The organism is Nocardia aurantia (assembly GCF_009604425.1).
Classification (GTDB): Bacteria; Actinomycetota; Actinomycetes; order Mycobacteriales; family Mycobacteriaceae; genus Nocardia; species Nocardia aurantia.
The window spans coordinates 105,140-129,683 of the sequence record NZ_WEGI01000009.1; the positions used below are offsets into that span (position 1 = coordinate 105,140).

Below are 24,544 nucleotides of genomic sequence, written 5' to 3' on the forward strand. Positions count from 1 at the left end.
TTACCCTTCTCCAGCAAGCGAAGCACGTGCCGACTCTGCCGCGCGCACGCTCATAAGTTGGGCTGAGATTCTTCGGCCAGTGAGGGGTATGTCGATGTCTGGCGGAGAGCGGGGCATCCGGGGCCGGGTCAGCGTCCGCGTGCGACTGCTGGCGATCGTGGCCATTTCCAGCGTCACGTTGCTGGTGCTGGGTGTCGCCGCGGCCGGCTATCTGGTGAGATCCGGTAGCGCGGCGAAGAATTGGGCCGAGCTGGCCAGCAGTACGACCACCCCGGCAGTCCTGATGGTCAAGGCCTTCGAGGAGGAACGCCGGCTGTCGCTGCTGCAACTCGGCGGCAGTCCGGACCCGGGGGGACTGGCCGCGGCCCGGCAGCGTTCCGACGAAGCGCTGGCCACCATCATCGCCAAGGGCGACGACGCGAAGAAATTGAATCCCGAGAGCTCCCAGGACGAGATCGCGGGCTACCAGCAGCTGTTCACCATGGTGCCGCAGATTCGGACCGGCGTGGACTCCCGGCTGGTGCCCCCGGATCAGGTCGTCGCATTCTTCACCGGGGTGATCGATACGATCGCCAGCGCCTCGATACTCGCCGCGCGGGTGGCGCCGAGCGCCGGCGTGGCGATGGCGCTGAGCTTCGGTGTGCATCCCCTGCACGCGGCGGAAGCGATGTCGAAGGCGGACACGCTGGGCACGGTGGCCCTCGTCCGCGGCGAGCTGACACCGGCCCAGCTCATCGAATTCAACGGCTACGTCGGCGAATTCCGCAGCGCGGCCGCCTATGCGGCGACCGTGCTCAAAGGGCAGCGGCTGGACCAGTTGAAAGCGATCACCGGTGGCGCCGCCTGGCAGCAGGTGTTCTCGATGCAGGACGCGTTGTCGCTGCGCGGGCCGGTCACCGCCGACGGCGACGATTCCCGTTCCGGCACAACCAGAACGGGCAAACCCGGGCTGCCGCTGAGCACGGCCGCCTGGCAGAACGCCTCCGCCCAGGTGGGTGCCGGTCTGCTGAAACTGTGGGAGGACCAGAGCCACGACGCGCAGGCCATCGCCCGGGCCGACAGTGCCCGGCAGGCGAACAACTCGCTGGCCGGCGGCGCGGCCGTGCTGGTGGTCGCGCTGGCGGCGCTGCTCGCGGCGCTGCTGCTGGCCAACAGATTCGTGGCGCGGATGCGCCGGCTGCACGGTCACACCCTGGAATTGGCCGGCGAGCGGCTACCCGGGCTGATGGAGCGGCTGCGCCGCGGCGAACACGTCGATCCGGACGCCGAGGTGTCCCGGCTGGATTTCGGCACCGACGAACTCGGTGAGGTGGCCGACGCGTTCAACCGCGCCCATGTCGCCGCGGTGGCCGCGGCGGTGGCGGAGGCGGAGACCCGGGCGGGTTTCAACGCGGTGTTCCTCAACATCGCGCAGCGCAGTCAGGTCGTGGTGCACCGGCAGCTCGCCCTGCTCGACCGGGCCGAGCGCAAGGAGGAGGACGCCGATCAGCTGGAGTTGCTGTTCGAGCTCGACCATCTGGCCACCCGCGCCCGGCGCAACGCCGAGAACCTGATCATCCTCGGCGGCGGGCAGCCGGGCCGGCGCTGGCGTAAACCCGTGCCGCTGCTCGATGTGATCCGCTCGGCCGTGGCGGAGGGTCTCGACTACGCCCGCTGTCAGATCGGGCGGGTGCCCGACGTGCGGATCGCGGGCGACGCGGTCGCCGACCTCATCCATCTGCTGGCCGAACTCGTCGACAACGCGACCGCCTTCTCGCCGCCGCCCGCACGGGTCGACCTGTCGGCGACGGTGGTCGGTCGCGGTCTGGCGGTGGAGATCTCCGATCAGGGCCTGGGCATGCCGGCGCCGGACCTGGCGGCTCGCAACGAATTGCTCTCGCACCCACCGGAGTTCAGTGTGGCCGCGGTGTCCGGTGACACCCGGCTGGGTCTGTTCGTGGTCGCCAAACTCGCTGCCCGGCACAATGTTTCGGTGAATCTCGGCGAATCCGACTACGGTGGGGTGCGGGTGATCGTACTGATTCCGCGCCACCTGATCGACGCGAATTCGGCCGGGCTGCAACCGATGGCGCTCGCCGAGAACGGCCGCCCGCCGCGGCCGCGGCTGCTCGAGTCGCAGGCGGAGCCCGTGGAGTATCAGGATCGCGGGAGATGAGTCACCCCGACGACGAGGCCTGGTTCGACGAGGAGGCGGGACCGCTGGTCCGCCTCTACGCCGTGACCCGCGGCCGGGGCCGGACCTCGCGGGCGGAGCTGAACATGCTCACCCGCGTGGTGGATTCCCGGATGCCGGTGCGGGTGCGGCGCACCGAGCCGGAGTATGTGGCGATCGTCGAGCTGTGCCGCACCCCGCAGTCGATCGCCGAGGTCTCCGCGCAGGTCCGGCTGCCGCTGGCCATGACGAAGGTGCTGGTGGGCGACCTCGTCGAGGACGGCAAGCTGGTGGCACGGGCCCCCGCCGCGACCGAGGCGGGGGCCGATGTCGTACTGCTGCAAGCGATCCTGAATGGCATCCGGAGCCTGTGAGGCCGGCTCAGCGCAACCGGGCCGCCAGCCGGGCGGCGTTCATGTAGCCGATGGCCTCGATCGACACCATCGGGTTCACGCCCGGCGCGGTCGGGAAGCAGGAGCCATCGGCGACGACGATATTGGGCACGTCCCAGGTGGCGCCGTCCGGATCGGTGGCCGACAGGGTCGCCGAGCCGCCCATCCGCGCCGAGCCCATGATGTGCAGGGCGCCCATCGCGCACTGTCCGGGTCCGTAACCGGCCGCCTTCGCGGCCGTGGCGAATTCGGCGTGCGAGCCGCGCCGGCCCGGTTCGTAGGAGACCCCGGCCTGATGTCCGGAGAAGATCCGCCGCGCCCCGGCGGCCTCCAGAATGCTTGCCGCACCCTCGATTCCGGTGTGCAGATGCGCGGCGTCGTAATCGGACAGCCGGTACTTCACCACCGGCTCGCCGGTGCGGTCGACGGTCACCGTACCGTGATCGCGGTCGCGGGTGATGATCCCGACGGCGTTCGAGCGGCCGAACGCGGACATCACCTCGCGGTGCGCGGCAGCGCCCTGCCAGCTCAGGAAGCCGCTGCCCGCGCCGGGATGGGTGGGTCCGGTCTCGTAGATGACGCCGTAGCCGTTGCCGTCGAGATCCGCGTGCTCGCGGCAGATCCGGGCCTGCAGCGCCCCCTCCCAGGGGCGGATCTCGTCGTCGAACACGCCGAACACGGCCGCCGCCGGATGCAGCCGCAGGTAGCGGCCGATGTTCTCGTTGCGCAGCCCGGACCGCCGCAGCAGCGCGGGCGTCTGGATCGCCCCGGCCGCGACCACCACGGCGCGGGCGCGCACCCGGATCTCGGCCCCGTCCGAGGTGGTCGCCACCACCTCCTCGGCCCGGCCGCCGCGCACCTCGATCCGCCGGACGTTCGCGTCGACCACCAGGCGCGCCCCGGCGACCGCGGCATCGGCGAGCCAGGTCTTGGTCACCGACTGCTTGGCGCCCAGGCGGCAGCCGAGGCCGCAGCGACCGCATTCGACGCCCGCGTCGCAGGCGTCGGAGACGTTGCGCGGCAACGGATCCACCGCCCAGCCCAGCGCCTGCGCGCCGCGCTCGAGCACGCCGTCGCGCTCCGACAGCGGCGAGCGGTCGCCGGTGACGGAGATCCGTTTCGACACGGCCGCGAGCGCGTCGCCGAACTCCGCCGTCGCGAACTGCTCCGCACCGACCCCGGCCCATTCCGCCCGGACATGGTCCGGGGTGGGCAGCGACGTACTCCAGTTGACGACCGTGCCGCCGCCCAGGCAGCTGCCCGCGACCAGGGCGAGCTGGCCCTCGGCCGTGGCAGCCGGACCGCCCGCATAGAACCGGGTCAGTGCCTCGAGTTCGCCGGTGCCGAAATCCCGGTCGTCGTAGTAGTTCCCGCGTTCCAGCACGATCACGTCGAGGCCGGCCTCGGCGAGCACCGCCGCGGCCACGCCACCGCCGGCGCCGGATCCGACCACGACGACATCACAGGTCAGCGCGGTCGGGGCGGTGTAGCGCAGGGGCCGCAGGGCCGGCTCCGGCGCGCCTTCCAGCGCGCCCGGCGCGCCGGGATAACCCATGGCCGTCCAGAACGGATTGGCGCCGGACGGACCGGGCGTGATGTTGTAGGCGAGGACCGACGCGCCCTCGAGGGCCTGGAAGATCGCGCGCACCGGTGCCAGGCCGGACGATCCGAGCCGCAGCAGCGCGCGCTCGCGGTCCTGCGGCGACAGCGCCGAGAAGCGGCGCGGGCCACGGCCGGTCAGCAGGCCGAACATCCGCGAATCCCACAGGTTCAGCAGGGTCATGAGCTGTTTCGTCTCCGCCTCGCGCGGATTGCGGGCCAGCAGTCGCAGCACGGTGTCCACGGCGCCCAGCTCCGACGCCGACGGCAGCGCCGAGCCGTCGCCGGGGACGAAGGTGTCGCAGATCAGGCTCAGCGCGGCGCGCTGTTTCGCCGTCGGTTCCATCGGAAACATCCACCCTTCATAGGATCGGGTGAGTTGTATCACATGTGACGAATATCTGCTTACTTATGGGTGGAAGTTCACCTGTAACAGCGGATTCAGGAACCAGAATTCGTGTTTACTTGACCCGCGAGCGTCGGGGTGGCCGACCATGGCGCGGCGGCCGGCCCGACGCTCGCTCCGGTGTGATCAGTGCAGGTGGACGGTGAGGGTGGCGACCACCGCCGACGTCCGGGTCCGCAGCGCGGCGGCCAGGACTGGGCCGCGTGGATTGTGCAGCAGCCGCTGCCACCAGTGCGGGGTGTCGATCTGGACCAGCAGCACCGTGACCCGATGACCCTTGCCGGTCTGTTTGCGGACGTAGCCGACCAGGGTGGCGATCAGGCTGCGATTGGGGGCGGGCAGCACCCGCAGCGGCACGCCCGGATCCCAGCGTTTCCAGCGGGCGCTCAGGCGTTTGGTCGAGGCCGGGTCGATCTCGGCCGCGACGGCGTGCACCTCCGCGCCCATGCCCATCGCCGTCTCCAGGGCCCGCGCGGTCATCGAACTGACCGCCACCACCGGCACCACCACCAGGGTTGCCCGCTCCGGCTCCGGCCGCGGCGGGATGGTGCCCATACCCAATTGCTGTGCCACCCAACGGTAATAGCTTTGGGTGCGGGTGAACAACAGGATCAGCGTCGGCACGATGATCAGCAGCAGCCACGCGCCCTCGGTGAACTTCTCCACCAGGAGCACCACTCCGGCCACCGCGGTGAGCACGGCGCCGAATCCGTTGAGCGCCACCCGCCATCGCCAACCGGGCGACCGCGCCCGCAGCCAGTGCCGCACCAAACCCGTTTGGCTGAGCGTGAATCCGATGAACACCCCGATCGCGAACACCGGCAGCAGCCGATGCGTATCGGCGCGCACGATCAGCAGCACCACGGCGGCCAGCGCCGCGAGGGCGGCCACGCCGTAGCGGAAAACCGGTCGCTCCGAACGCATTCCGAACAGGTGCGGCACCCGGTTGTCGTGCGCGAGCAGTGACAGCAGCACCGGCAGTCCGCCGAAACTGGTGTTCGCGGCCAGCACCAGCACCAGGGTCACGGCGAGATTGGTGAGGTAGAACGCCCAGCCGGTGCCGAACGCGCCGGCCGAGAGTTGCGCCAGCACAGTGACATTGCCGCGCGGCACCGTGTGGTGCGACCGGATCAGCACCGCCAGGCCCAGCAGCATGAGTCCGAGCAGCGCGCCGAGCGCGATCTCGGTGTGCTGGGCCCGTTTCACCGCCGGTGCCCGGAACGCCGGCACCGCGTTCGCGATCGCCTCGACCCCGGTCAGCGACGAGCAGCCGGCCGCGAAAGCCCGGAGCAGCAGGACGATTCCGACGCCGTCGGTCGGCGAGAACGGCCCGAGGTCGGTGCCGATCACGGCGACCGGCGTACTGTGCGACAGCCCGGCCACGATCACCGCGAGCACCGCCACCACGAAGACGATCGTCGGACCCATCAGCACCCGTGCCGATTCCGCGACACCGACCAGGTTGATCGCCGTCAATCCGGCCAGCCCGATCAGCGTCATCGTCGGCAGATGCCCGGCCAGCGCCGGGAACACACTGGCCAGGCTGGCCGCCCCCGCGGCCAGACTGACCGCGACGGTGAGCACGTAGTCGACGATCAGACTGGCCGCCGCGAGCAGACTGGCCCGGCTGCCGAGATCCTTCGCCGCCACCGCGTACGCGCCACCGCCGTCCGGGTGCGCCGCGATCACCTGGCTGTACGACATCACCAGCACGACCAGCAGCACCACGATCGCGATCGAGACCGGCAGCGTCCAGGACACCGCCGCCGCCCCTGCGGTGACCAGCACCAGCACGATCGACTCGGGGCCGTACGCGACGCTGGTCAGCGCGTCCAGCGACAGCGCGGCGAGGCCACCGAACGCGGTCAGCCGGAATTCGTCCCCCCGCTGATGCCGGCGCAGCCGCCGATCGGCGATGGGCAGGTCCTGCACGTAGTGCGCGATCTTGTCGGCCACCGGCCCATTCAACGCGGCCCGCGACGAATCCCCTGGCACCGACACATTCCCGGCCCCGATCCGGTTGGTGACGGCCGACTGCGGCGTGGTGGCCGACAACGATGCCTGCGTCAGCCGCCTGCGATGGCCGCCTGCGGGTGGCCGCCGCCGACTGCTTGCGGCAACCGCGTGCGAGAGCCGGGTGCGGTGGCCGCCTGAGCTGGCCACTTGCGCTGGCGGCCGGTTCCGGCGGTCGGTTCCGGGGGTCGATCAGGGGGCTGATCCGTGGTGACGAACGTGACCGGAGCCTTCACAGCGCCGAAAGGTGCGGACCGTGGCCGGTCAGCGTGTGCCGAGGATGCCTGGTGTCACCGAATCGACGATGTCCCAGGCCTGGGCGACCGGGACGTCGCGGACCAGGTAGCGCTTCTTGCCTGCGGCCGTCGCGGCGACGACGGTCGCGAGTCCGGCCCGGCGCTGGAAGAAGGTTCGGCGGACCGTCCAGCCGATTACGCCGGGCGCCGCCAGACAGTGGCGCTCGCGGTCCAGGCTGCCGTCGCGGGTGATCAGCCAGGTCGGCCGGGCGCCCGCGCCGGGCAGTACCGCGTGGCCGAGGCCGCGGTAGCGATCCTCGGCCACGGCCGCGGCGACGACCCCGAGGAACACCAGGATGAGCCAGATCCAATCGGGAATGTGGTTGCCGCCCAGTGATATTCCGAGCGTGATTGCCGCGGCTACCGCCACCGGTGCGAGCGCTCGGACGTAGCGCCGACGGTGTGCGCGCGATCCGTGCCGCACGAGTTCCGCGGTCACCGGTGCCCAGGCCTCGATCGGAACATATTGTGGTGCAGTCGTATTCGATTCGGGTGCGCCCTGCCGGATGGTTTCGGACAACAGGTGGGCGAGGGTACGGTCGACCGCGGCGCGGGGCGCCTGGGGCAGAATGCGTTGGCGGGTACGGGTTCCCGTCATCACGGCCTCCAGTTCCGCCGCACCGGCCAGCCGCAGCAACAGCGGTTCGTTCACCGTCGCGCCGCGCAACCGGGACAGGTCCAGGGTGATCTGGCGGGTGGTGAACAGGCCGTGATTGATGTGCAGGCGCTGGCCGTCGTCGATCACCCGCAGACCGAACCACGTCGTCAGATACCGCAGGCTGGCCGCCGCCGCGCTGACCAGCAGCAGGATCATGACCCCGGTCAGCGCCACCAGCGCGAGAAACAGGCCGCTGTGCCGCCCGAGGCCCTGCACGGTCTGCGAGTGCACCAGCCGGTCGGTGGCGCCGTACTGCGACGCCAGACCGGCCAGCGGGCCGAAGATCGCCAGCCCGGTCAGCGACAGCGGCGCATACCGAACCCACCCGGCCCGCCAATGCCCGATCTCGGCACCGGCCGGTTCGGACTCGCCGAAGTAGCCGCGCGACGCGCCGTCGGACCGGCCGAACCCGGCGCGGCCCGGCCGGCCGGTCTCCAGCTCCGAGATCGGCGCCACGAGGGCAGATGCGCCGACGTTCGGATCGTGATTCTGGGCGGCAACCGAATTCGCCGATGCCGCATCGTCCCGGTCGACCCCGTCGGCCGGAACCCGGATCGCCGCTCCCCGATCGACCGGCTCCGCGCCGATCGCGGACAGGTTCGCTGCGTGTTCGCCACCGCCCGGGGACGACCCGAGCGGGCCGGAGACGACGTGCGATGTCGTGGGCTCGACGCCGTCCGCGTTCGCGCGTTGCCCGGCGTCGGCGAGTGGGGGCGTCGGTTGCGCGACATCGGTGTGCGATGCCGTGATCTGGCGTGTGTCGGGGGGCGGTACCGCGTCCGCGAGTTGTCCCGCGTCGGCGAGTGGGGGCGTCGGTTGCGCGACATCGGTGTGCGACGCCGTGACCTTGCGTGTGTCGGGGGACTGTGCCGTGTTCGCGCGTTGCCCGGCGTCGGCGAGTGGGGGCGTCGGTTGCGCGACATCGGTGTGCGATGCCGTGACCTGGCGTGTGTCGGGGGGCGGTGCCGTGGGATTCGGCGCCGGGGCGTGCGTGGCGGCGAGTCCGGTGGCGGCCGGTTGCGACGCGGTCTGTGGCGCGGCGGATGTCCGCGGCGAGGGCGGGTTCGACGTACCCGGCGCGAAAGCCAACGGGCCGAGGCTGTTCGCGCCGGCCGGGGTGGGGCGGAGTGTGTCCGAGGGTGCCGGGCCGGTGAGCGCGATGCCGGGCCCTGCGACCGGTGGCGGGGAGACAGGGTTGCCCTGACCGGGTGGATTCGGAGGTGGTGCGGCCGGATCGGTCCGGGGGGAGCGGTTCGGCACGGCGTCGCTCAGCAGGGCGGCGCGGAGGGCGGGGACCGCGCGGGCGTCCACGCCGTCGAGGTGGAAGCGCTCCTCGCGGCCGGCCAGCTGGCCGGTGCCGATGGTCAGGACGGCCAATCCGAGCAGGCGGTGCAGCAGGTCGGCTCGGACGTCGACCGACCGGATCCGGGAGCGGGGGACGGTCAGCGTCTTGCGCTGGATCAGACCGCGACGCAGTTCGACGGTGTCCGGGCCGAGCCGGTAGGTGGTGGTGAACCAGCGGGTCACCGCCACCGCGACGATGAACACCAGGGCTCCGAACCCCCACATCGGATTGTCGTTGCGGGTGCCGATGATCACGGTGGCCAGCAGCACCGGGATGTAGCGGACCACCTCTCGCACCGGATGCAGCAGCAACATCCGCGGATCGAGGCGCTCCCAGGGCGCCGGGACCGGCCCGGTCACGTCGCGTCACCGCGATCGGCGGCGGCGCTGGCGGTCAGCCGGGCCACGGTCTGTTCGGCGACCGGCAGGTCCAGCGCGGTGATCCGGACCGCGCCCGCCGAGGAGGCCGTGGTGACCGTGACCGTCGCGAGACCGAGCAGCCGTTCGAGCGGCCCGCGGTGGGTGTCGACGGTCTGCACCCGGGTCAGCGGCGCCACCCGGCTCTCCTGCGTGAACCAGCCGGCGCGGACGTACACAGCGGTGTCGGTGATCTCCCAGCGATGCACGGCGTACCGCCACAGCGGCACCACCACCACACTGAAGGCCGCCGCGAGCGCGCCGACCACCAACACGATCACTTGGGCGACCCGCCGGTCCTGATCCAGAACGAGCCACACCAGCCCGGCGATCAGCAGTACCGCCCAGCCGAATGCGGGGGCCAGCGCCCAGAGCAGTTTCGCCCGGGGACTCGGTCGCCGGGCCGGTGCGCCCATGATGCTGACCGGGGGCGGGGGTTCCAGCGGCAGGCCCATACCGACAATCGTGGCACGCACCCCCGACGGAAGTCTTGCGCCGGAGCCGGAATAGCCTGCTCGGACACCGGGTTGTGTCTCGGCAACGGACACCAGAGGGAGAAACAGTCGGATGGTTGGCGCATGATCGACACCGTGACGGATCTACCGAACCCGGGCATCCCACCCACCCCGCCCAGCTCCTCGGCGATGCGCCGCGCGCTGCGCCGGGCCCGTGACGGTGCGACGTTGAACCTCGACGAGGCGGTCGTGCTGCTGCACGCCCGCGGCGACGATCTGGCGGATCTGTGTACGTCGGCGGCCCGGGTCCGGGACGCCGGGCTGCGGGAGACCGGCTACGCGGGCGCGGGCCCGTTGCCGATCACGTATTCCCGCAAGGTGTTCATCCCGCTCACCCACCTCTGCCGGGACAAGTGTCACTACTGCACGTTCGTCGCGGTGCCGGGCAAGCTGCGCGCCGAGGGCCGCGGCATGTACCTGGAACCGGACGAGGTGCTGGAGATCGCCGCGCGGGGCGCCGAATTGGGTTGCCAGGAGGCGCTTTTCACCCTCGGCGACCGACCGGAGGAGCGCTGGCCGGAGGCCCGGCAGTGGCTGGACGAGCGCGGCTACGACTCCACCCTGGACTACGTGCGCGCGATGTCGATCCGGGTGCTGGAGGAGACCGGCCTGCTGCCGCACCTCAATCCGGGTGTCATGACCTGGGCGGAGATGTCGCGGCTGAAGCCGGTGGCGCCGTCGATGGGCATGATGCTGGAGACCACCTCCGAGCGGTTGTTCACGGAGAAGGGCGAATGCCACTACGGCAGCCCGGACAAGGATCCGGCGGTGCGGCTGCGCGCGCTGACCGACGCGGGCCGGCTGTCGATTCCGTTCACCACCGGCATCCTGGTCGGCATCGGCGAGACGCTGGTCGAACGGGCCGACTCCATCCTGGCGATTCGCAAGGCGCACAAGGCTTTCGGACACGTCCAGGAGGTGATCGTGCAGAACTTCCTGGCCAAGCAGGACACCGCGATGCGCGACACCCCCGATGCCGACCTGGCCGAGTTCCGGGCCACCATCGCCGTCACCCGGCTGTTGCTCGGCCCGAAGATGCGGGTGCAGGCGCCGCCGAATCTGGTCTCGCTGGACGAGTGCCGGATGCTGATCGAGGCGGGTATCGACGATTGGGGCGGCGTCTCGCCGCTGACTCCGGATCATGTGAATCCCGAACGGCCCTGGCCGAATCTGGACGTTCTGGCCGAGGTGACCGCCGCGTCGGGCTACGTGCTCACCCCGCGCCTGACCGCGCATCCGAAGTATGTGCTCGCGGGCAATCCGTGGATCGATCCGCGGGTCGCCGGGCATGTCGCCGCGCTGGCCGATCCCGCCACCGGCCTGGCCCGCGCGGTGAATCCGGTGGGCCGGCCCTGGCAGGAGCCGGACCACGACTGGGAGTCCGTCGGCCGGGTCGACCTGAACACCGCCATCGACAGCGAGGGCCGGAACACCGAGTCCCGCAGCGATTCCGGGCTCGGCTCGGAGATTCTGGGCGCGTTCGGCGACTGGGAGACCGTGCGCGAGCAGGTGCTGTCGTTGTCGGCCCCGGTGCGGCTGGACACCGATGTCACCGCGGCTCTCCGTGCCGCCGAACAGGATCCGGGCGGGCTCACCGACGACCAGTACCTGGCGCTGGCCACCGCCGACGGCCCGGAACTGGACGCCGTCGCCGCCCTCGCCGACCAGTTGCGCCGCGACACCGTCGGCGACGTGGTCACCTACATCGTCAACCGGAACATCAACTTCACCAATATCTGCTACACCGGCTGCCGGTTCTGCGCCTTCGCGCAGCGCAAGGGCGACGCCGACGCCTTCGCGCTGTCCGCCGAGGAGGTCGCCGACCGGGCCTGGGAGGCGTACGTGGAGGGCGCCACCGAGGTCTGCATGCAGGGCGGTATCGATCCCGACCTGCCGGTCACCGGCTACGCCGATCTGGTGCGGGCGGTGAAGAAGCGGGTGCCCTCGATGCATGTGCACGCGTTCAGCCCGATGGAGATCGTCAACGGCGCCTCCCGCGGCGGCGCGAGCATCCACGACTGGCTGTCGGCGCTGCGCGAGGCCGGGCTGGACACCATCCCCGGCACCGCCGCGGAGATCCTCGACGACGAGGTGCGCTGGGTGCTCACCAAGGGCAAGCTGCCCACCTCGGCGTGGATCGAGGTCATCACCACCGCGCACCGGGTCGGTCTGCGCTCCAGCTCGACGATGATGTACGGCCACGTCGACAACCCGAAGCACTGGGTCGGGCATCTGCGGGTACTGCGCGGCATCCAGGACGAGACCGGTGGTTTCACCGAATTCGTGCTGCTGCCGTTCGTGCACCAGAGCGCTCCGCTGTATCTGGCGGGCGCCTCCCGGCCCGGCCCGACGGTCCGCGACAACCGGGCGGCGCACGCGCTGGCCCGGATCATGTTGCACGGCCGCATCGATAACATCCAGACCAGCTGGGTGAAGCTCGGCACCCGGGGCACCCAGTTGATGCTGGAGGGCGGGGCCAACGATCTGGGCGGCACGCTGATGGAGGAGACCATCTCCCGGATGGCCGGTTCCGAGCACGGTTCCGCCAAGACCGTCGCCGAACTGGTCGGGATCGCCGAGGGGATCGGCCGGCCGGCCAGGCAGCGCACCACCACCTACGGCGTGCCGCCGGAGCGCACCCCGCTCCCGCTGCCGGTCGGTTGATCGGCGACTACTGTGGACCGCAGACGAGCGATGCCGCGCGTCGGCGATCGACGGCTGTCGTCGGGGTCTCGAGTTGAGCAGGGATGACCGGCGGTAACCTTCAGGCCTGAGGATAGGGTTTCGTGCGCGGAACACCCGCGGGCAAGGACCAGACTAGGAGAGAGCGGCAGTGCCGTACATCATCGCTGAACCGTGCGTTGACGTGAAGGACAAGGCGTGCATCGAGGAATGCCCCGTGGACTGCATCTACGAGGGTGGTCGCATGCTGTACATCCATCCGGACGAGTGCGTGGACTGTGGTGCATGTGAGCCGGTGTGCCCGGTGGAGGCCATCTTCTACGAGGACGACACTCCGGACCAGTGGAGCGGTTACGTGAACGCCAACGTCGACTTCTTCGACGATCTGGGTTCTCCGGGCGGCGCGACCAAGGTGGGCAAGGTCGATTTCGATCCGCCGTTCATCGCCGCGCTGCCGCCGATGGCCGGTGAGTAGCGGGTCGCCGAATTTGACCACGCGTGGCCGGGTCAGTTCACTGCTGCCCGATTTTCCCTGGGACACCATCGCCGATGCCAAGCGGCGGGCGGAGGCGCATCCCGACGGCATCGTCGACCTGTCGGTCGGCACACCCGTCGACCCGGTCGATCCGCTGATCCGGGCGGCGCTGGCCTCGGTGTCGGAGGTGCCGGGGTATCCGGCGACCCACGGCACCCCGGAGTTGCGGGCGGCCGCGGTCGACGCGTCGAAGCGGCGCTACGGGATCACCGGCATCGCGCCCGAGGCGGTGCTGCCGGTGATCGGCACCAAGGAGCTGATCGCCGGGCTGCCGCGGCTGCTCGGCCTGGGCGGCGGCGATCTGGTGGTGATCCCGGAGGTCGCGTACCCCACCTACGAGGTGGGCGCGCTGCTGGCCGGCACCCGCGTGCTGCGGGCCGACGGGCTGACCCGGCTGGGGCCGGAGCGGCCCGCACTGATCTTCCTGAACTCCCCGTCCAATCCGACCGGCAAGGTGCTCGGCGTCCCGCATCTGCGCAAGGTGGTCGAATTCGCCCGGGAGCGTGGGGCGATCGTCGCTTCCGACGAGTGCTATCTGGGCCTGGCCTGGGACGAACCGGCCGTGTCGCTGCTCGATCCGGAGGTCTGCGACGGCGACCACACCGGGCTGCTGGTCATCCACTCGCTGTCGAAGACCTCGAATCTGGCCAGCTACCGCGCCGGATTCGTGGCCGGTGACCCGGCGCTGGTGCGGGAACTGCTGGAGGTGCGCAAGCATTCCGGCATGATCGTCCCGCTTCCGGTGCAGGCCGCGATGACCGCGGCCCTCGGCGACGACAACCACGAGCAGCAGCAGCGCGAACGCTACCGGCGCCGCCGGGAGACTCTGCGGAATGCCTTGCGGCAGGCCGGTTTCCGGATCGACGACTCGCATGCCGGGCTGTATCTGTGGTCCACCCGGGGCGAGCACGCCCGGGTCACCCTGGACTGGCTGGCCGAGCGCGGCATCCTCGCCGCACCCGGCGACTTCTACGGACCTTCCGGTACGCAACACGTGCGGATCGCGCTGACCGCCACCGACGAACGCATCGCGGCGGCGGCGGCGCGATTGACCGCGGCCTGAGCCGGCCGATCACACCAGCGGCAGGCCGAGCCGCCGCCGGACGCGCATGTCGAAGAGATAGGTGTTCAGCGGCATGCACCGGATCACCGTCGGCATCCGCCGCCACACCGTCGAGACGGTGCCCAGGATCATGCGGTAGCCGCGCTCGTCGCGATCGGTCCAGGTCATGCCCATCTCGTCGCGCAGGTGCTGCGGCAGCAGCGCCGTCACGCCGTAGCGGTGGAAACGACCGAACAGCACCTGATTCCAGCGCGGCATCATCTTCAGGTCGATGAGGTCGTCGAAGTAGCGCCGGACCGGTTCGTCGATGGTGCGCTTCGCCAGGTTCTCCTCCCAGTACGCGTAGAAGGCGGCGCGGTCGGCCGGCCACATCTCCGGGCGCATCTGCAGGGTGGTGCCGAGGCGGGCGCCGTAGCGGTAGAACCGTTCGGCCAGTTCGGGTTCCATCGGTCCGCGCATGCGGGTGTAGAGGTCGTCGATACCCCAGTACAGGCAGGCGGCCACCCACAGTTGCAGTTCCGGATCGAAGGCGTTGTACTTCACCGGGCTGTCCGGCCCGGAGCGCACCGAGCGGTGGGATTCGTTGACCGCCTTGCGATATGCCCAGCGCTCCTCCTCGGTGCCCAGCCAGGCCACGGCCAGGTAGGTGAGGGTGGTGCGCAGCCGCTTGATCGGGTGCAGGGTCACCTTGCCGCTGTCCACGGTGCTTTCCAGCACGCCGTAGCCGACGGGTGGGTGGGACAGCTGCATGATCACGTTCGCGACGCCGCCGAGGAATGCGGCGATGCCGTCGATGTGCTCGCGGACCTCGGCCGGGGTGAGCGCGGCCGGCGGGGTGGACTGCTCGTCGGTGTGGCTCACGGTGGACGTCATCGTGGGGTCGGCTCCTCGGTCACGCTTGCTCGGTATGGTGAGAAACTTCTCACTTCACTTTCTCATCGTGATCATCGGGTGTCAATTGTTAGAGTTCAGGGATGGCCAAGCTTGCGAAACTGCTGCCGCTGGTGCGCGATGCGGGCGCCGAGGACGGTAACCAGGCGGCCGTGCTCGATGCGGCGCTGATGGCGTTCCTGGACTTCGGCATCAAACGGACCAGCATGACCGAGGTCGCGCGGCGCGGCGGGCTGTCGCTCGCGACGTTGTATCGGCGTTTCGCCGGCAAATCCGAGCTGGTTCAGGCGGTGGCGCTGTGGCAGGCCAAGCGATTCGTGGAGCAGGTCGACGCTGCCGTGCAGGCTCAGGTCGACCGCGACGCGAGTGCCGAGGATCAGATCGTCGAGCTGTTCATCGCGTTTCTGGCGGGGTTGAGGCGGAACCGGCTGCTGGAACGACTGTTGAACACCGAGCCGGAGATCGTGCTGCCCTATCTGACTGTTCGGGGGGCGCCGGTGATCGAGCTGGGGCGCGACTACCTTGCCGAGTTCATCACTCGGTTGCAGTCGGAAGGCAAGCTGCCGCAATATGATCCGCTGCCGGTGGCTGAGATGGTGGCGCGCACGTCGTTGTCGTTGTCGCTCACTCCGCAGACGATGATTCCGATCGATGATGATGCGGCTGCTCGGCGGTTTGCTCGGGCGCATGTGGTGCCTGGGTTGTTGTAGGTTTTGTTTGTAGGGGTGGTGGGCTCGGGGGCGTACCAGTTGGTCGGGTTGGGTGTGGACAGGCTTGGTGGGTGGGGGGCGGGGTTTGGTGTTGGGCCTGCTTGGGGGTGACGGGCTGTGTTTTTTGGCCTCCGCTTCGCTCCGGCGGGTTCGCGGCCCTGCGGGCCCGATCCTTCCCTCCTCCGGCTCCTCCGCTTCGCTCCCCCGCCTCCGTCAGTCCAGGATCGGACCGGGCCGCGAACAGGAGCGCTACCCCTGCGTATCGGTGACCGCATTCAGGGGAACGGGGTTACGGCTGCGGAAATGGTGACCGGGTCCTGGGGAGTGGAGTACACACGGCTGCGGAAATGGTGACCGAGTCCCGGGGAACAGGGGTACGGGCGGCTGCGGAAATGGTGACGGGGTCGGGGGGAGTGGGGTACGTGCGGCTGCGGAATGGTGACCGGGCCACGGGGAGTGGGGTACGTACGGCTGCGGAATGGTGACCGGGCCACGGGGAGTGGGGTACGTGCGGCTGCGGAATGGGGACCGGGTCGCGGGGAGTGGGGTGAGTACGGTGCGGAATGGGGACCGGGTCGCGGGGAGCGGGCCGGGCCTTCGCCCTTCGACCGTCGGCTACGGGCGAAGGACGGAAGGGAACGCGGGTTGTGGTGGAAGAGGGTTCGCGCACCGCGGCTGTGGCCGGAGGGTTATTCGATGCCGAAGGCGATGATCCGGGTGGGGGTGATGCGGATCAGTTCCGGGGAGCCCCCTTCGAGGTAGGTGTCCACTCCGCGCAGGGCTTCGGCGGTGCCGCGGATCTCCAGCATGCGGACCTCCCAAGGCTCTACGGACTTGATGTCGTCGATGACGAACGAGACCCGGGGCTCCTTGGCGAGGTTGCGGAACTTCTGTGAGTTGCCGAGGTGGTAGCCGCCTATATCGATGGTGCCGAGCGCCTCGTTGTAGTGGAAGCCGACCGGGTTGTTCTGTGGTGCGCCGTCCGGGCGGACGGTGGCGAGGCGGCCGAGCCGTTGGCTGAGCATGTACTCGATCTGGGCGGGCGACAAGGTTGCGATCATGTGGCCACCCTAGAAGCTGAAGTTAGGTGGAGGTCAAGCGCACGGAGCGGCGCGTCAGTTCAGCAGCTTCTTCTGCACCTTGCCCATGGCGTTGCGCGGCAGGCTCGATACCAGCCGGACCTCGCGGGGTCGTTTGTGCACCGAGAGTTGTTGCGCCACATGGTTGATCAGGTCCTGTGGCAACGGGTCCGGGGCGCCGTCGCGCGGCACCACGAAGGCGACGATGCGCTGGCCGAGATCGGCGTCGGGCAGGCCGACCACCGCTACCTCGGCCACTTGCGGGTGTCCGAGCAGTGCGGTCTCGATCTCGCCGGCGCCCACCCGGAATCCGCCGGACTTGATCAAATCCACCGATTCCCGGCCGACGATGCGATGGAAGCCCTCGGCGTCGATCACCGCTACATCGCCGGTGACGAACCAGCCGTCCTCGGTCCAGCAGGCGGCGGTGGCCTCGGGGCGGCCGAGGTAGCCGTCGAACAGCATCGGGCCGCGTACTTGCAGGCCACCGACGCTTTCGCCGTCGTGCGGCACCGGCGCGCCGGCCTCGTCGCGCAGCCGCGTCTGGACACCGGCGACCGGTACACCCACCCAGCCGGGCCGCCGTTCCCCGTCGGCGCGGGTGGAGAGCGTGATCATGGTCTCGCTCATCCCGTATCGCTCGATCGGGGTGAGCCCGGTCAGCTCGCGCAGCCGTTCGAACACCGGCACCGGTAGTGGCGCGCTGCCGGAGACCAGCAGCCGCGCGTCCGCCAAACCCTTTGCCGCAGTAGCATCTTCGGCTACCCGCGACCACACGGTGGGCACCCCGAAGTACAGCGTGCCCGCTGCGGCGGCGTAGGCGTCCGGAGTCGGCTTTCCGGTGTGGATGAGCGGGCTGCCGACCCGCAGCGGCCCCAGCAACCCGAGGATCAGCCCGTGCACATGGAACAGCGGAAGTCCATGCACCAGAACATCTTTCGCGGTCCACTGCCACGCATCGGCCAAGGCGTCCAGCCCGGCGGCGATGGCGCCCCGGCTCAGCAGCACCCCCTTCGGCGCACCGGTGGTGCCCGACGTGTAGAGCACGAAAGCCGTGGTGTCCGAGGGCGGTTCGGGATACCGGTGCCACGACCGCGCGTGCAGTCGCACCGGCACCACCGGCAGTCCGGTCCCCTCCGGAGCGTCACCGAGCCACGCCTGCGCCGCGGAGTCGGTGAGGATGTGCTCGAGTTCGGCCGTACCGGAATCCGGCGGCACCGGCACCACGGTCACCCCGGCGATCAAACACCCGACCACCGCCAGCACGGTGGTGACGGTCGGCCGGGCCAGCACGGCCACCCGCCGCGCCTGCGCCACCCGCTCCGCCACCGAAGTGGCCGCGCCGATCAGATCGCTACGGGAAAGAGTGACCCCGTCGACGGTGACGGCGTCCGGCAGATCCGCACCCGCGGCCACGGCGGCCGGGTCCAGCGAGCGCAGCAAGGGCAACGATCCGAACGACATCCACCCACCCTAATGTCCCCACCCCAACCCCCAGTCCACGGTCCTAGCCACGCCTGCCCTCCGATCGACGGTCACCGACACGCAGGCGTACCCCACTCCCCGCGACCCCGTCCCCATTCCGGCGGCCGTGCGTACCCGACTCTCCGTGGTCCGGTCGCCGTTTCGCGGCCGTGCGTACCCGACTCTCCGTGGTCCGGTCGCCGTTTCGCGGCCGTGCGTACCCGACTCTCCGTGGTCCGGTCGCCGTTTCGCGGCCGTGCGTACCCGACTCTCCGTGGTCCGGTCGCCGTTTCGCGGCCGTGCGTACCCGACTCTCCGTGGTCCGGTCGCCGTTTCGCGGCCGTGCGTACCCGACTCTCCGTGGTCCGGTCGCCGTTTCGCGGCCGTGCGTACCCGACTCTCCGTGGTCCGGTCGCCGTTTCGCGGCCGTGCGTACCCGACTCTCCGTGGCCCGGTCCGCGTTCCGCAGCCGCACGTACCCCACTCCCCGCGACCCCGTCACCATTTCCGCAGCCGCCCGTACCCCTGTTCCCCGGGACCCGGTCACCATTTCCGCAGCCGTGTGTACTCCACTCCCCAGGACCCGGTCACCATTTCCGCAGCCGTAACCCCGTTCCCCTGAATGCGGTCACCGATACGCAGGGGTAGCGCTCCTGTTCGCGGCCCGGCCCGATCCTGGACTGACGGAGGCGGGGGAGCGAAGCGGAGGAGCCGGAGGAGGGAAGGATCGGGCCCGCAGGGCCGCGAACCCGCCGGAGCGAAGCGGAGGCCAAAAACACAGCCTGTCACCCCCAAGCAGGCCCAACACCAAACCCCGCCCCCCACCCACCAAGCCTGTCCACACCCAACCCGACCAACTGGTATGCCCCGAACTAATTAGCGTGCAACGCCGCATTCAATTCGATACCAGTCCCCTTACGCGCCACCACCTCCACAGCCCCCGACAGCGAATTACGCCGGAACAACAACCCATCCCGCCCGGACAGCTCCACCGCCTTGATCACCCCCCCGTCATCGGGCAGCGCCACCTTGGTCCCCGCGGTGACGTAAAGCCCGGCCTCCACAACACAGTCATCACCGAGCGAGATCCCCAGCCCCGCATTGGCCCCCAGCAAACACCGCTCGCCGATCGAAACGACCTCTTTGCCACCCCCGGACAAAGTGCCCATGATCGAAGCGCCCCCGCCGACATCGGACCCGTTACCCACCACCACCCCGGCGGAGATCCGCCCCTCCACCATGGAGGCCCCAAGAGTCCCCGCGTTGTAATTCACGAACCCCTCGTGCATAACCGTGGTGCCCTCCGCCAGATGCGCGCCGAGCCGCACCCGGTCGGCATCAGCGATCCGCACCCCACCCGGCAGCACATAGTCGACCATCCGCGGAAACTTGTCCACGCCGTACACAGCGACCGCCCCCCGCCCCCGCAACCGCGCGCGCACCAACTCGAACTCCTCCACCGCGCACGGCCCGTGGTTGGTCCACACCACATTCGCCAACAACCCGAAGATGCCGTCGAGATTGACCCCGTGCGGCCGGACCAGCCGATGCGACAGCAGATGCAGCCGCAAATAAACGTCGTGGGTATCGATCGGAGGCGAGCTGATGTCGGCGATGGTGGTGCGAACGGCGACCACGTCGACCCGGCGAGCCTCGTCGAATCCGACCAGCTCGGCGAACCGCGCGTACTCAGGGTCGCCCGGTTCCAGCCGCCGAGTTCCGGCCGTGCCGATTTCGCCGAGTTCCGGATACGGATACCAGGTGTCGAGGACCGTGCCGTTGACGGTCACCGTGGCGAGGCCGACCGCAGTTGCTCCCTGAATACTCACGCGCCGAATTCTAAATGAGACCCGGTCGGCGGCCTGCCGGGGAGGCCCGGTGAACAACCGATGACCGCCCGTGGCCCACCGGTCCGGAGTGGCCTATCTCACAGGTGAACCGCTGGTGATCCGCCGCCGGTGAATCTCACAGTGGAAGGAGGGGGAACGAACACGACACCTAGGCTGGCTCGAATGACGACGATCGATCTGCATGCCGACCCCATCGCACTGACCGCCGCCCTCGTGGACATCCCGAGCGTGTCGCGCGACGAGGCGGCCATCGTCGACGTCGTCACCCGCGCGCTGCGCGAGCAGACCACCGGATTCGAGGTGGTGCGGCACGGGAACACCGTGCTGGCGCGCACCCGCCGCGGCCTGCCGACCCGGGTGATCCTGGCCGGCCACCTGGACACTGTGCCCATCGCGGACAACGTGCCGGGCCGCTTCGCGATCGACCCGCACGGCAACGAGATGCTCTACGGCTGCGGCACCTGCGACATGAAATCCGGCGACGCGGTGTTCCTGCACCTGGCCGCCACGGTCGCCGAACCGGTCTGCGATCTGACGCTGATCTTCTACGACTGCGAGGAGATCGCCGCCGAGTACAACGGCCTCGGCCGCATCGAGCGCGAACTGCCGGAATGGCTCAACGGTGATCTGGCCGTGCTGGGCGAGCCGTCCGGCGCCTGGATCGAGGCCGGCTGCCAGGGCACCCTGCGGGCCCGCCTGACGGTCACCGGCACCCGCGCGCACACCGCGCGAGCATGGCTGGGCGACAACGCGATTCACCATCTGGCCCCGATCCTCGAGCGACTGGGCGGTTATCGCCCGCGCGAGGTCGAGCTGGACGGCTGCCTCTACCGCGAGGGCCTGTCGGCGGTGCGGATCTCCGGCGGCGTGGCCGGCAACGTGGTGCCGGACGAGGCCGAGGTGGACGTGAACTTCCGCTTCGCCCCCGACCGCACGCTGGAGCAGGCCACCGAGCACGTCCGCGAGGTGTTCGACGGTCTCGCAGTGGATTTCGAGCGCACCGACGGCGCCCCGGGCGCGCTGCCGGGCCTGTCCGCACCCGCGGCCAAGGATCTGGTGGAGATGGTGCACGGCCACGGTGGCGGCGGGGTCCGCGCCAAATACGGCTGGACCGACGTCTCCCGCTTCGCCGCTCGCGGCATCCCGGCGGTGAACTTCGGTCCGGGCGATCCGAATCTGGCGCACAAGGTCGACGAGCACGTGCCCACCTCGCAGATCACCGTCGTGTCCGACATCTTGCGCAGTTATCTGACCGGACAGGCGGTCTGAACTCCCGGCCGCCGATCGGCGGGGTTGCGGACCGGTAGCGTGGGCGGCATGTCCGACGGCGTACCCGAGTCCACCCGTTCCCCTCGATCCGCGCCCAGGATGCGCGGGCCCATCCAGTTGCGCGGTGAGCTGAAGCGCGGCACCGGCACCACCGACGCCCATCTGCTCGACCGTCGCGGGCCCACCGACTGGGTGCACACCGATCCGTGGCGGGTGCTGCGGATCCAGAGCGAATTTGTGGAGGGTTTCGGCGCGCTCGCCGAAGTACCAAGGGCGGTGGCGGTTTTCGGGTCCGCGCGGACCCCGGCCGACTCCCCGGAGTATCAGGCGGCGCAGGCGATCGGGGCGGCGCTGACCCGGGCCGGATTCGCGGTGATCACCGGCGGCGGGCCCGGTATCATGGAGGCCGCCAACCGGGGCGCCTGCGAGGAGGACGGGCTGTCGATCGGTTTGGGGATCGAGTTGCCGTTCGAGCAGAGCCTCAACGAGTGGGTCGATCTGGGCATCAACTTCCGGTACTTCTTCGCCCGCAAGACGATGTTCGTGAAGTACTCGCAGGCGTTCATCTGCCTGCCCGGCGGATTCGGCACCCTCGACGAATTGTTCGAGGCGCTGACCCTGGTGCAGACCCGCAAGATCACCCGCTTCCCGATCGTGTTGTTCGGCTCGCGGTACTGGGCGGGTCTGGTGGACTGGCTGCGGGATTCGCTGCTCGGATCGGGCAAGATCGCTGCCGGTGATCTGGAACTGCTGCACGTGAGCGACAGTGTGGACGAGGTGGTCGACATCGTGCTGCGGGCCGCCGAGAGCGCGGCCGCCGATGCGGTCGGTACGGAGGATCAGTGGTGAGCGACCGGCCCTATGCCGTGTGTGTCTATTGCTCGGCCAGCGCCGACGATCCGGCCGCGCTGCGGCTGGCCGCCGAGGTCGGCGCCGAGATAGCCCGGCGCGGTTGGCAATTGGTGTCCGGTGGCGGCCGGGTGTCGATGATGGGCGCGGTCGCGACGGCCGCCCGCGCCGGCGGCGCGCACACCGTCGGGGTGATTCCGAAACGCCTGGTGCACCGCGAACTCGCCGATGTCGACGCCGACGACCTGGTCGTCACCGACACCATGCGCGAGCGCAAGCAGATCATGGAGGACCGGGCCGACGCCTTCCTCGCGTTGCCCGGTGGCATCGGCACGCTGGAGGAACTGTTCGAGACCTGGACCGGCGGCTACCTCGGCCAGCACGAGAAGCCGGTGGTGGTGCTGGATCCGGACGGCCATTATCGCGGCCTGTTCGACTGGCTCGACGGGCTGACCGCGACCGGATTCGCCGGGCGCGCCGCGCTGGAACGGGTTACCGTGACCGCGGATCTCGCCACGGCTTTCGCGGCGCTGCACGGGAATTCACCCGGAACGGAGAGGACACCATGACCGCGGCGGCCACCTTCGGTTTGCTGGATCTGGCCCGCTGCCTGCCGGGCATGGTGCCGGATCTGCCCGAGATGGTCCGCTCGGCGCGCGGCATGCTGGTCGGGGCGGACGACCGGACCTCGGTCGGGCAGTTGTTCCAGCAGGCCGCGCAGCAGGTGCCCAGCCGGCCGTTCCTGCGCTTCGAGGACCGCGCCTACACCTACGGCGAGGCCAACGCCGAGGTGAACCGCTACGCGAGTGCGCTTGCCGCGCAGGGGGTCACGCGCGGCGACGTGGTCGGCGTGCTGATGGCGAACCGGCCGGAGACACTGTTCCTGGTGTTGGCGACCGTGAAACTTGGTGCGACCGTTGGTCTTCTGAACCACAATCAGCGGGATCGGGTGCTGGCGCACAGTTTCGGGCTGCTGAACAGTGTGCTGAACGTGGTCGGCGAGGAGTGCCGGGAGGCGGCCGACTCACTGCCGGAGCCGATCCCGCACGAACTGGCCGCGGCCGAACTGCATCGGCTGGCCCGCACCGCCGATGCCGCGAATCCGCCGGTGTGCGCGGACATCCGGGCTCGCGAGCGGGCCTTCCTGATCTTCACCTCGGGCACCACCGGCCTGCCGAAGGCCAGCGTGATGACCCATCTGCGCTGGGCCAAGGGCATGTACGGCCTCGGCGGTCTCGGCGTGCGGCTACGTGGCTCGGACACCCTGTACTGCTGCCTGCCGCTCTATCACAACAACGCGCTGACCGTCGCGCTCGGCGCGGTGATCCGGGCCCGGGGGACCTTCGCGCTGGGCCGGAAGTTCTCGGCCTCCGGATTCTGGGCCGAGGTGATCGCGACCCGGTCCACGGCGTTCATCTACATCGGCGAGCTGTGCCGGTACCTGCTGAACCAGCCGGCCCGGCCGCAGGAACGTGAGCACGCGGTGCGCCTGGTGGTCGGCAACGGGCTGCGGCCCGAACTGTGGGACGAGTTCCAGCGCCGGTTCGGGATCCGCCGGATCGTCGAGTTCTACGGCGCCAGCGAGGGCAACGTCGCGTTCGTGAACGCCTTCGGCCTGCCGCGTACCGCCGGATTCGGCCCGCTGCCCTACGCGATCGTCGAATTCGACGACGCCACCGGCAAGGCGAAACGCTTCCCCGACGGGCGGGTGCGGCGCGTCCCGGCCGGTGGGGTCGGTCTGCTGCTGACGAAGGTGACCGATCGCTCGCCGTTCGACGGCTACACCGACGCCGCCGCCACGGAGACGAAGCTGGTCCGCGACGCCCTGGCGCCCGGCGACGCCTGGTTCGACACCGGCGATCTGGTGCGCGACCAGGGCTGGCACCACGTGGCCTTCGTCGACCGGCTCGGCGACACCTTCCGCTGGAAGGGCGAGAACGTCGCCACCACCGAGGTGGAGAGCGCGTTCGACGGCGTGGCGGCGATCACCGGCGCGGTCGTCTACGGCGTGGACGTCCCCGGCGCGGACGGCAAGGCCGGGATGGCCGCGGTGACGCTGCGGCCCGGCGCCGCCTTCGACGGCCGGGAACTGGCCGACCACCTGTTCCGCGACCTGCCCGGGTACGCGGTGCCGCTGTTCGTCCGGGTCGTCGACGAGCTGGAGACCACCTCCACCTTCAAGAGCCGCAAGGTGGAGCTGCGCCGGCAGGGCTACGCCCCCGGCGACGACACGGCCGTCTACGTCCTGGCCGGCCGGGCCGAGGGCTATCTGCCCTACTACCCGGCCTATCCGGAGGAGATCGCGGGCGGCCGGATGCCCCGGTCCTGACCGGTATGGCGACCCGTGTCCGCGGGTATTA

The 24,544-nt window shown here is 70.1% G+C and carries 18 protein-coding genes; 10 read left to right on the forward strand and 8 right to left on the reverse strand.

From position 1 onward, the window contains the following. Positions 1–94: 94 nt before the first annotated feature. A complete protein-coding gene (locus tag NRB56_RS20635) occupies positions 95–2,155 on the forward strand; it encodes a sensor histidine kinase (RefSeq protein ID WP_227838087.1) in 2,061 nt (686 codons plus the stop codon). Continuing rightward, a complete protein-coding gene (locus NRB56_RS20640; RefSeq protein ID WP_153344667.1) occupies positions 2,152–2,526 on the forward strand; it encodes a DUF742 domain-containing protein in 375 nt (124 codons plus the stop codon). The genes NRB56_RS20635 and NRB56_RS20640 overlap by 4 nt, the downstream gene beginning before the upstream one ends. A gap of 7 nt (positions 2,527–2,533) precedes the next feature. On the opposite strand, the gene NRB56_RS20645 is transcribed toward NRB56_RS20640, so the two are convergent. The 4 genes from NRB56_RS20645 to NRB56_RS20660 form a co-directional block, all read right to left on the reverse strand. Further along, positions 2,534–4,489, reverse strand: coding sequence for a GMC family oxidoreductase (locus tag NRB56_RS20645; RefSeq protein ID WP_153344669.1), 1,956 nt, complete (start codon positions 4,487–4,489; stop codon positions 2,534–2,536). Between the two features lie 186 nt (positions 4,490–4,675). Then, entirely contained in the window at positions 4,676–6,505 is a 1,830-nt protein-coding gene (locus tag NRB56_RS20650) for an APC family permease (RefSeq protein ID WP_319943277.1), read from the reverse strand. A gap of 321 nt (positions 6,506–6,826) precedes the next feature. Further along, a complete protein-coding gene (locus NRB56_RS20655) occupies positions 6,827–9,175 on the reverse strand; it encodes a PH domain-containing protein (RefSeq protein ID WP_227838132.1) in 2,349 nt (782 codons plus the stop codon). A gap of 41 nt (positions 9,176–9,216) precedes the next feature. Next, a complete protein-coding gene (locus NRB56_RS20660) occupies positions 9,217–9,732 on the reverse strand; it encodes a PH domain-containing protein (RefSeq protein WP_153344671.1) in 516 nt (171 codons plus the stop codon). Between the two features lie 123 nt (positions 9,733–9,855). On the opposite strand from NRB56_RS20660, the gene NRB56_RS20665 reads away from it, so the two are divergent. The 3 genes from NRB56_RS20665 (at position 9,856) to dapC (ending at position 14,072) form a co-directional block, all read left to right on the forward strand. Then, positions 9,856–12,456, forward strand: a complete 2,601-nt coding sequence (locus NRB56_RS20665) for a bifunctional FO biosynthesis protein CofGH (protein WP_153344673.1) — start codon at positions 9,856–9,858, stop codon at positions 12,454–12,456. Between the two features lie 169 nt (positions 12,457–12,625). After that, on the forward strand, positions 12,626–12,949 hold the full coding sequence (gene fdxA, locus NRB56_RS20670; protein ID WP_026343351.1) for a ferredoxin: 324 nt from the start codon (positions 12,626–12,628) through the stop codon (positions 12,947–12,949). Between the two features lie 13 nt (positions 12,950–12,962). Then, complete coding sequence (gene dapC, locus NRB56_RS20675) at positions 12,963–14,072, forward strand: succinyldiaminopimelate transaminase (protein ID WP_153344675.1); 1,110 nt, start codon at positions 12,963–12,965, stop codon at positions 14,070–14,072. 9 nt (positions 14,073–14,081) lie between these two features. On the opposite strand, the gene NRB56_RS20680 is transcribed toward dapC, so the two are convergent. Further along, positions 14,082–14,945 (reverse strand): oxygenase MpaB family protein, encoded by an 864-nt coding sequence (locus NRB56_RS20680; protein ID WP_153344677.1) that lies wholly within the window; start codon positions 14,943–14,945, stop codon positions 14,082–14,084. A gap of 101 nt (positions 14,946–15,046) precedes the next feature. On the opposite strand from NRB56_RS20680, the gene NRB56_RS20685 reads away from it, so the two are divergent. After that, on the forward strand, positions 15,047–15,673 hold the full coding sequence (locus NRB56_RS20685) for a TetR/AcrR family transcriptional regulator (protein WP_153344679.1): 627 nt from the start codon (positions 15,047–15,049) through the stop codon (positions 15,671–15,673). A gap of 689 nt (positions 15,674–16,362) precedes the next feature. Here the strand turns inward: NRB56_RS20685 and NRB56_RS20690 are convergent. The 3 genes from NRB56_RS20690 to dapD all read right to left on the reverse strand — a co-directional run bounded on the left by NRB56_RS20690 (position 16,363) and on the right by dapD (position 20,045). After that, the gene (locus NRB56_RS20690) at positions 16,363–16,734 is read right to left on the reverse strand and encodes a PPOX class F420-dependent oxidoreductase (protein WP_153344681.1); all 372 of its coding nucleotides are present in this window, start codon (positions 16,732–16,734) and stop codon (positions 16,363–16,365) included. A gap of 54 nt (positions 16,735–16,788) precedes the next feature. Continuing rightward, complete coding sequence (locus NRB56_RS20695; protein ID WP_153344683.1) at positions 16,789–18,216, reverse strand: acyl-CoA synthetase; 1,428 nt, start codon at positions 18,214–18,216, stop codon at positions 16,789–16,791. Between the two features lie 872 nt (positions 18,217–19,088). After that, the gene (gene dapD / locus NRB56_RS20700; protein ID WP_319943349.1) at positions 19,089–20,045 is read right to left on the reverse strand and encodes a 2,3,4,5-tetrahydropyridine-2,6-dicarboxylate N-succinyltransferase; all 957 of its coding nucleotides are present in this window, start codon (positions 20,043–20,045) and stop codon (positions 19,089–19,091) included. A 183-nt stretch (positions 20,046–20,228) separates the two neighbouring features. Between dapD and dapE the strand changes: the two genes are divergently transcribed. The 4 genes from dapE to NRB56_RS20720 are packed head-to-tail and all read left to right on the forward strand — an operon-like array spanning position 20,229 to position 24,513. Beyond that, on the forward strand, positions 20,229–21,335 hold the full coding sequence (gene dapE, locus NRB56_RS20705; protein WP_153344687.1) for a succinyl-diaminopimelate desuccinylase: 1,107 nt from the start codon (positions 20,229–20,231) through the stop codon (positions 21,333–21,335). Between the two features lie 48 nt (positions 21,336–21,383). Further along, positions 21,384–22,184 (forward strand): LOG family protein, encoded by an 801-nt coding sequence (locus tag NRB56_RS20710; RefSeq protein ID WP_153344689.1) that lies wholly within the window; start codon positions 21,384–21,386, stop codon positions 22,182–22,184. After that, a complete protein-coding gene (locus NRB56_RS20715; protein ID WP_406603510.1) occupies positions 22,178–22,753 on the forward strand; it encodes an LOG family protein in 576 nt (191 codons plus the stop codon). Before NRB56_RS20710 ends, NRB56_RS20715 begins: the two co-directional genes overlap by 7 nt. Beyond that, complete coding sequence (locus tag NRB56_RS20720; protein WP_153344692.1) at positions 22,750–24,513, forward strand: long-chain-acyl-CoA synthetase; 1,764 nt, start codon at positions 22,750–22,752, stop codon at positions 24,511–24,513. Before NRB56_RS20715 ends, NRB56_RS20720 begins: the two co-directional genes overlap by 4 nt. Positions 24,514–24,544 lie beyond the last annotated feature (31 nt).

Bases quoted from the DNA above. Each gene is read 5' to 3' on its own strand.
- NRB56_RS20635 (WP_227838087.1), top strand. From the start codon at position 95: ATGTCTGGCGGAGAGCGGGGCATCCGGGGCCGGGTCAGCGTCCGCGTG.
- NRB56_RS20640 (WP_153344667.1), top strand. From the start codon at position 2,152: ATGAGTCACCCCGACGACGAGGCCTGGTTCGACGAGGAGGCGGGACCG.
- NRB56_RS20645 (WP_153344669.1), bottom strand. From the start codon at position 4,489: ATGGAACCGACGGCGAAACAGCGCGCCGCGCTGAGCCTGATCTGCGAC.
- NRB56_RS20655 (WP_227838132.1), bottom strand. From the start codon at position 9,175: ATGTTGCTGCTGCATCCGGTGCGAGAGGTGGTCCGCTACATCCCGGTG.
- NRB56_RS20660 (WP_153344671.1), bottom strand. From the start codon at position 9,732: ATGGGCCTGCCGCTGGAACCCCCGCCCCCGGTCAGCATCATGGGCGCA.
- NRB56_RS20665 (WP_153344673.1), top strand. From the start codon at position 9,856: ATGATCGACACCGTGACGGATCTACCGAACCCGGGCATCCCACCCACC.
- NRB56_RS20680 (WP_153344677.1), bottom strand. From the start codon at position 14,945: ATGACGTCCACCGTGAGCCACACCGACGAGCAGTCCACCCCGCCGGCC.
- NRB56_RS20685 (WP_153344679.1), top strand. From the start codon at position 15,047: ATGGCCAAGCTTGCGAAACTGCTGCCGCTGGTGCGCGATGCGGGCGCC.
- NRB56_RS20690 (WP_153344681.1), bottom strand. From the start codon at position 16,734: ATGATCGCAACCTTGTCGCCCGCCCAGATCGAGTACATGCTCAGCCAA.
- NRB56_RS20695 (WP_153344683.1), bottom strand. From the start codon at position 18,216: ATGTCGTTCGGATCGTTGCCCTTGCTGCGCTCGCTGGACCCGGCCGCC.
- dapE (WP_153344687.1), top strand. From the start codon at position 20,229: ATGACGACGATCGATCTGCATGCCGACCCCATCGCACTGACCGCCGCC.
- NRB56_RS20710 (WP_153344689.1), top strand. From the start codon at position 21,384: ATGTCCGACGGCGTACCCGAGTCCACCCGTTCCCCTCGATCCGCGCCC.
- NRB56_RS20720 (WP_153344692.1), top strand. From the start codon at position 22,750: ATGACCGCGGCGGCCACCTTCGGTTTGCTGGATCTGGCCCGCTGCCTG.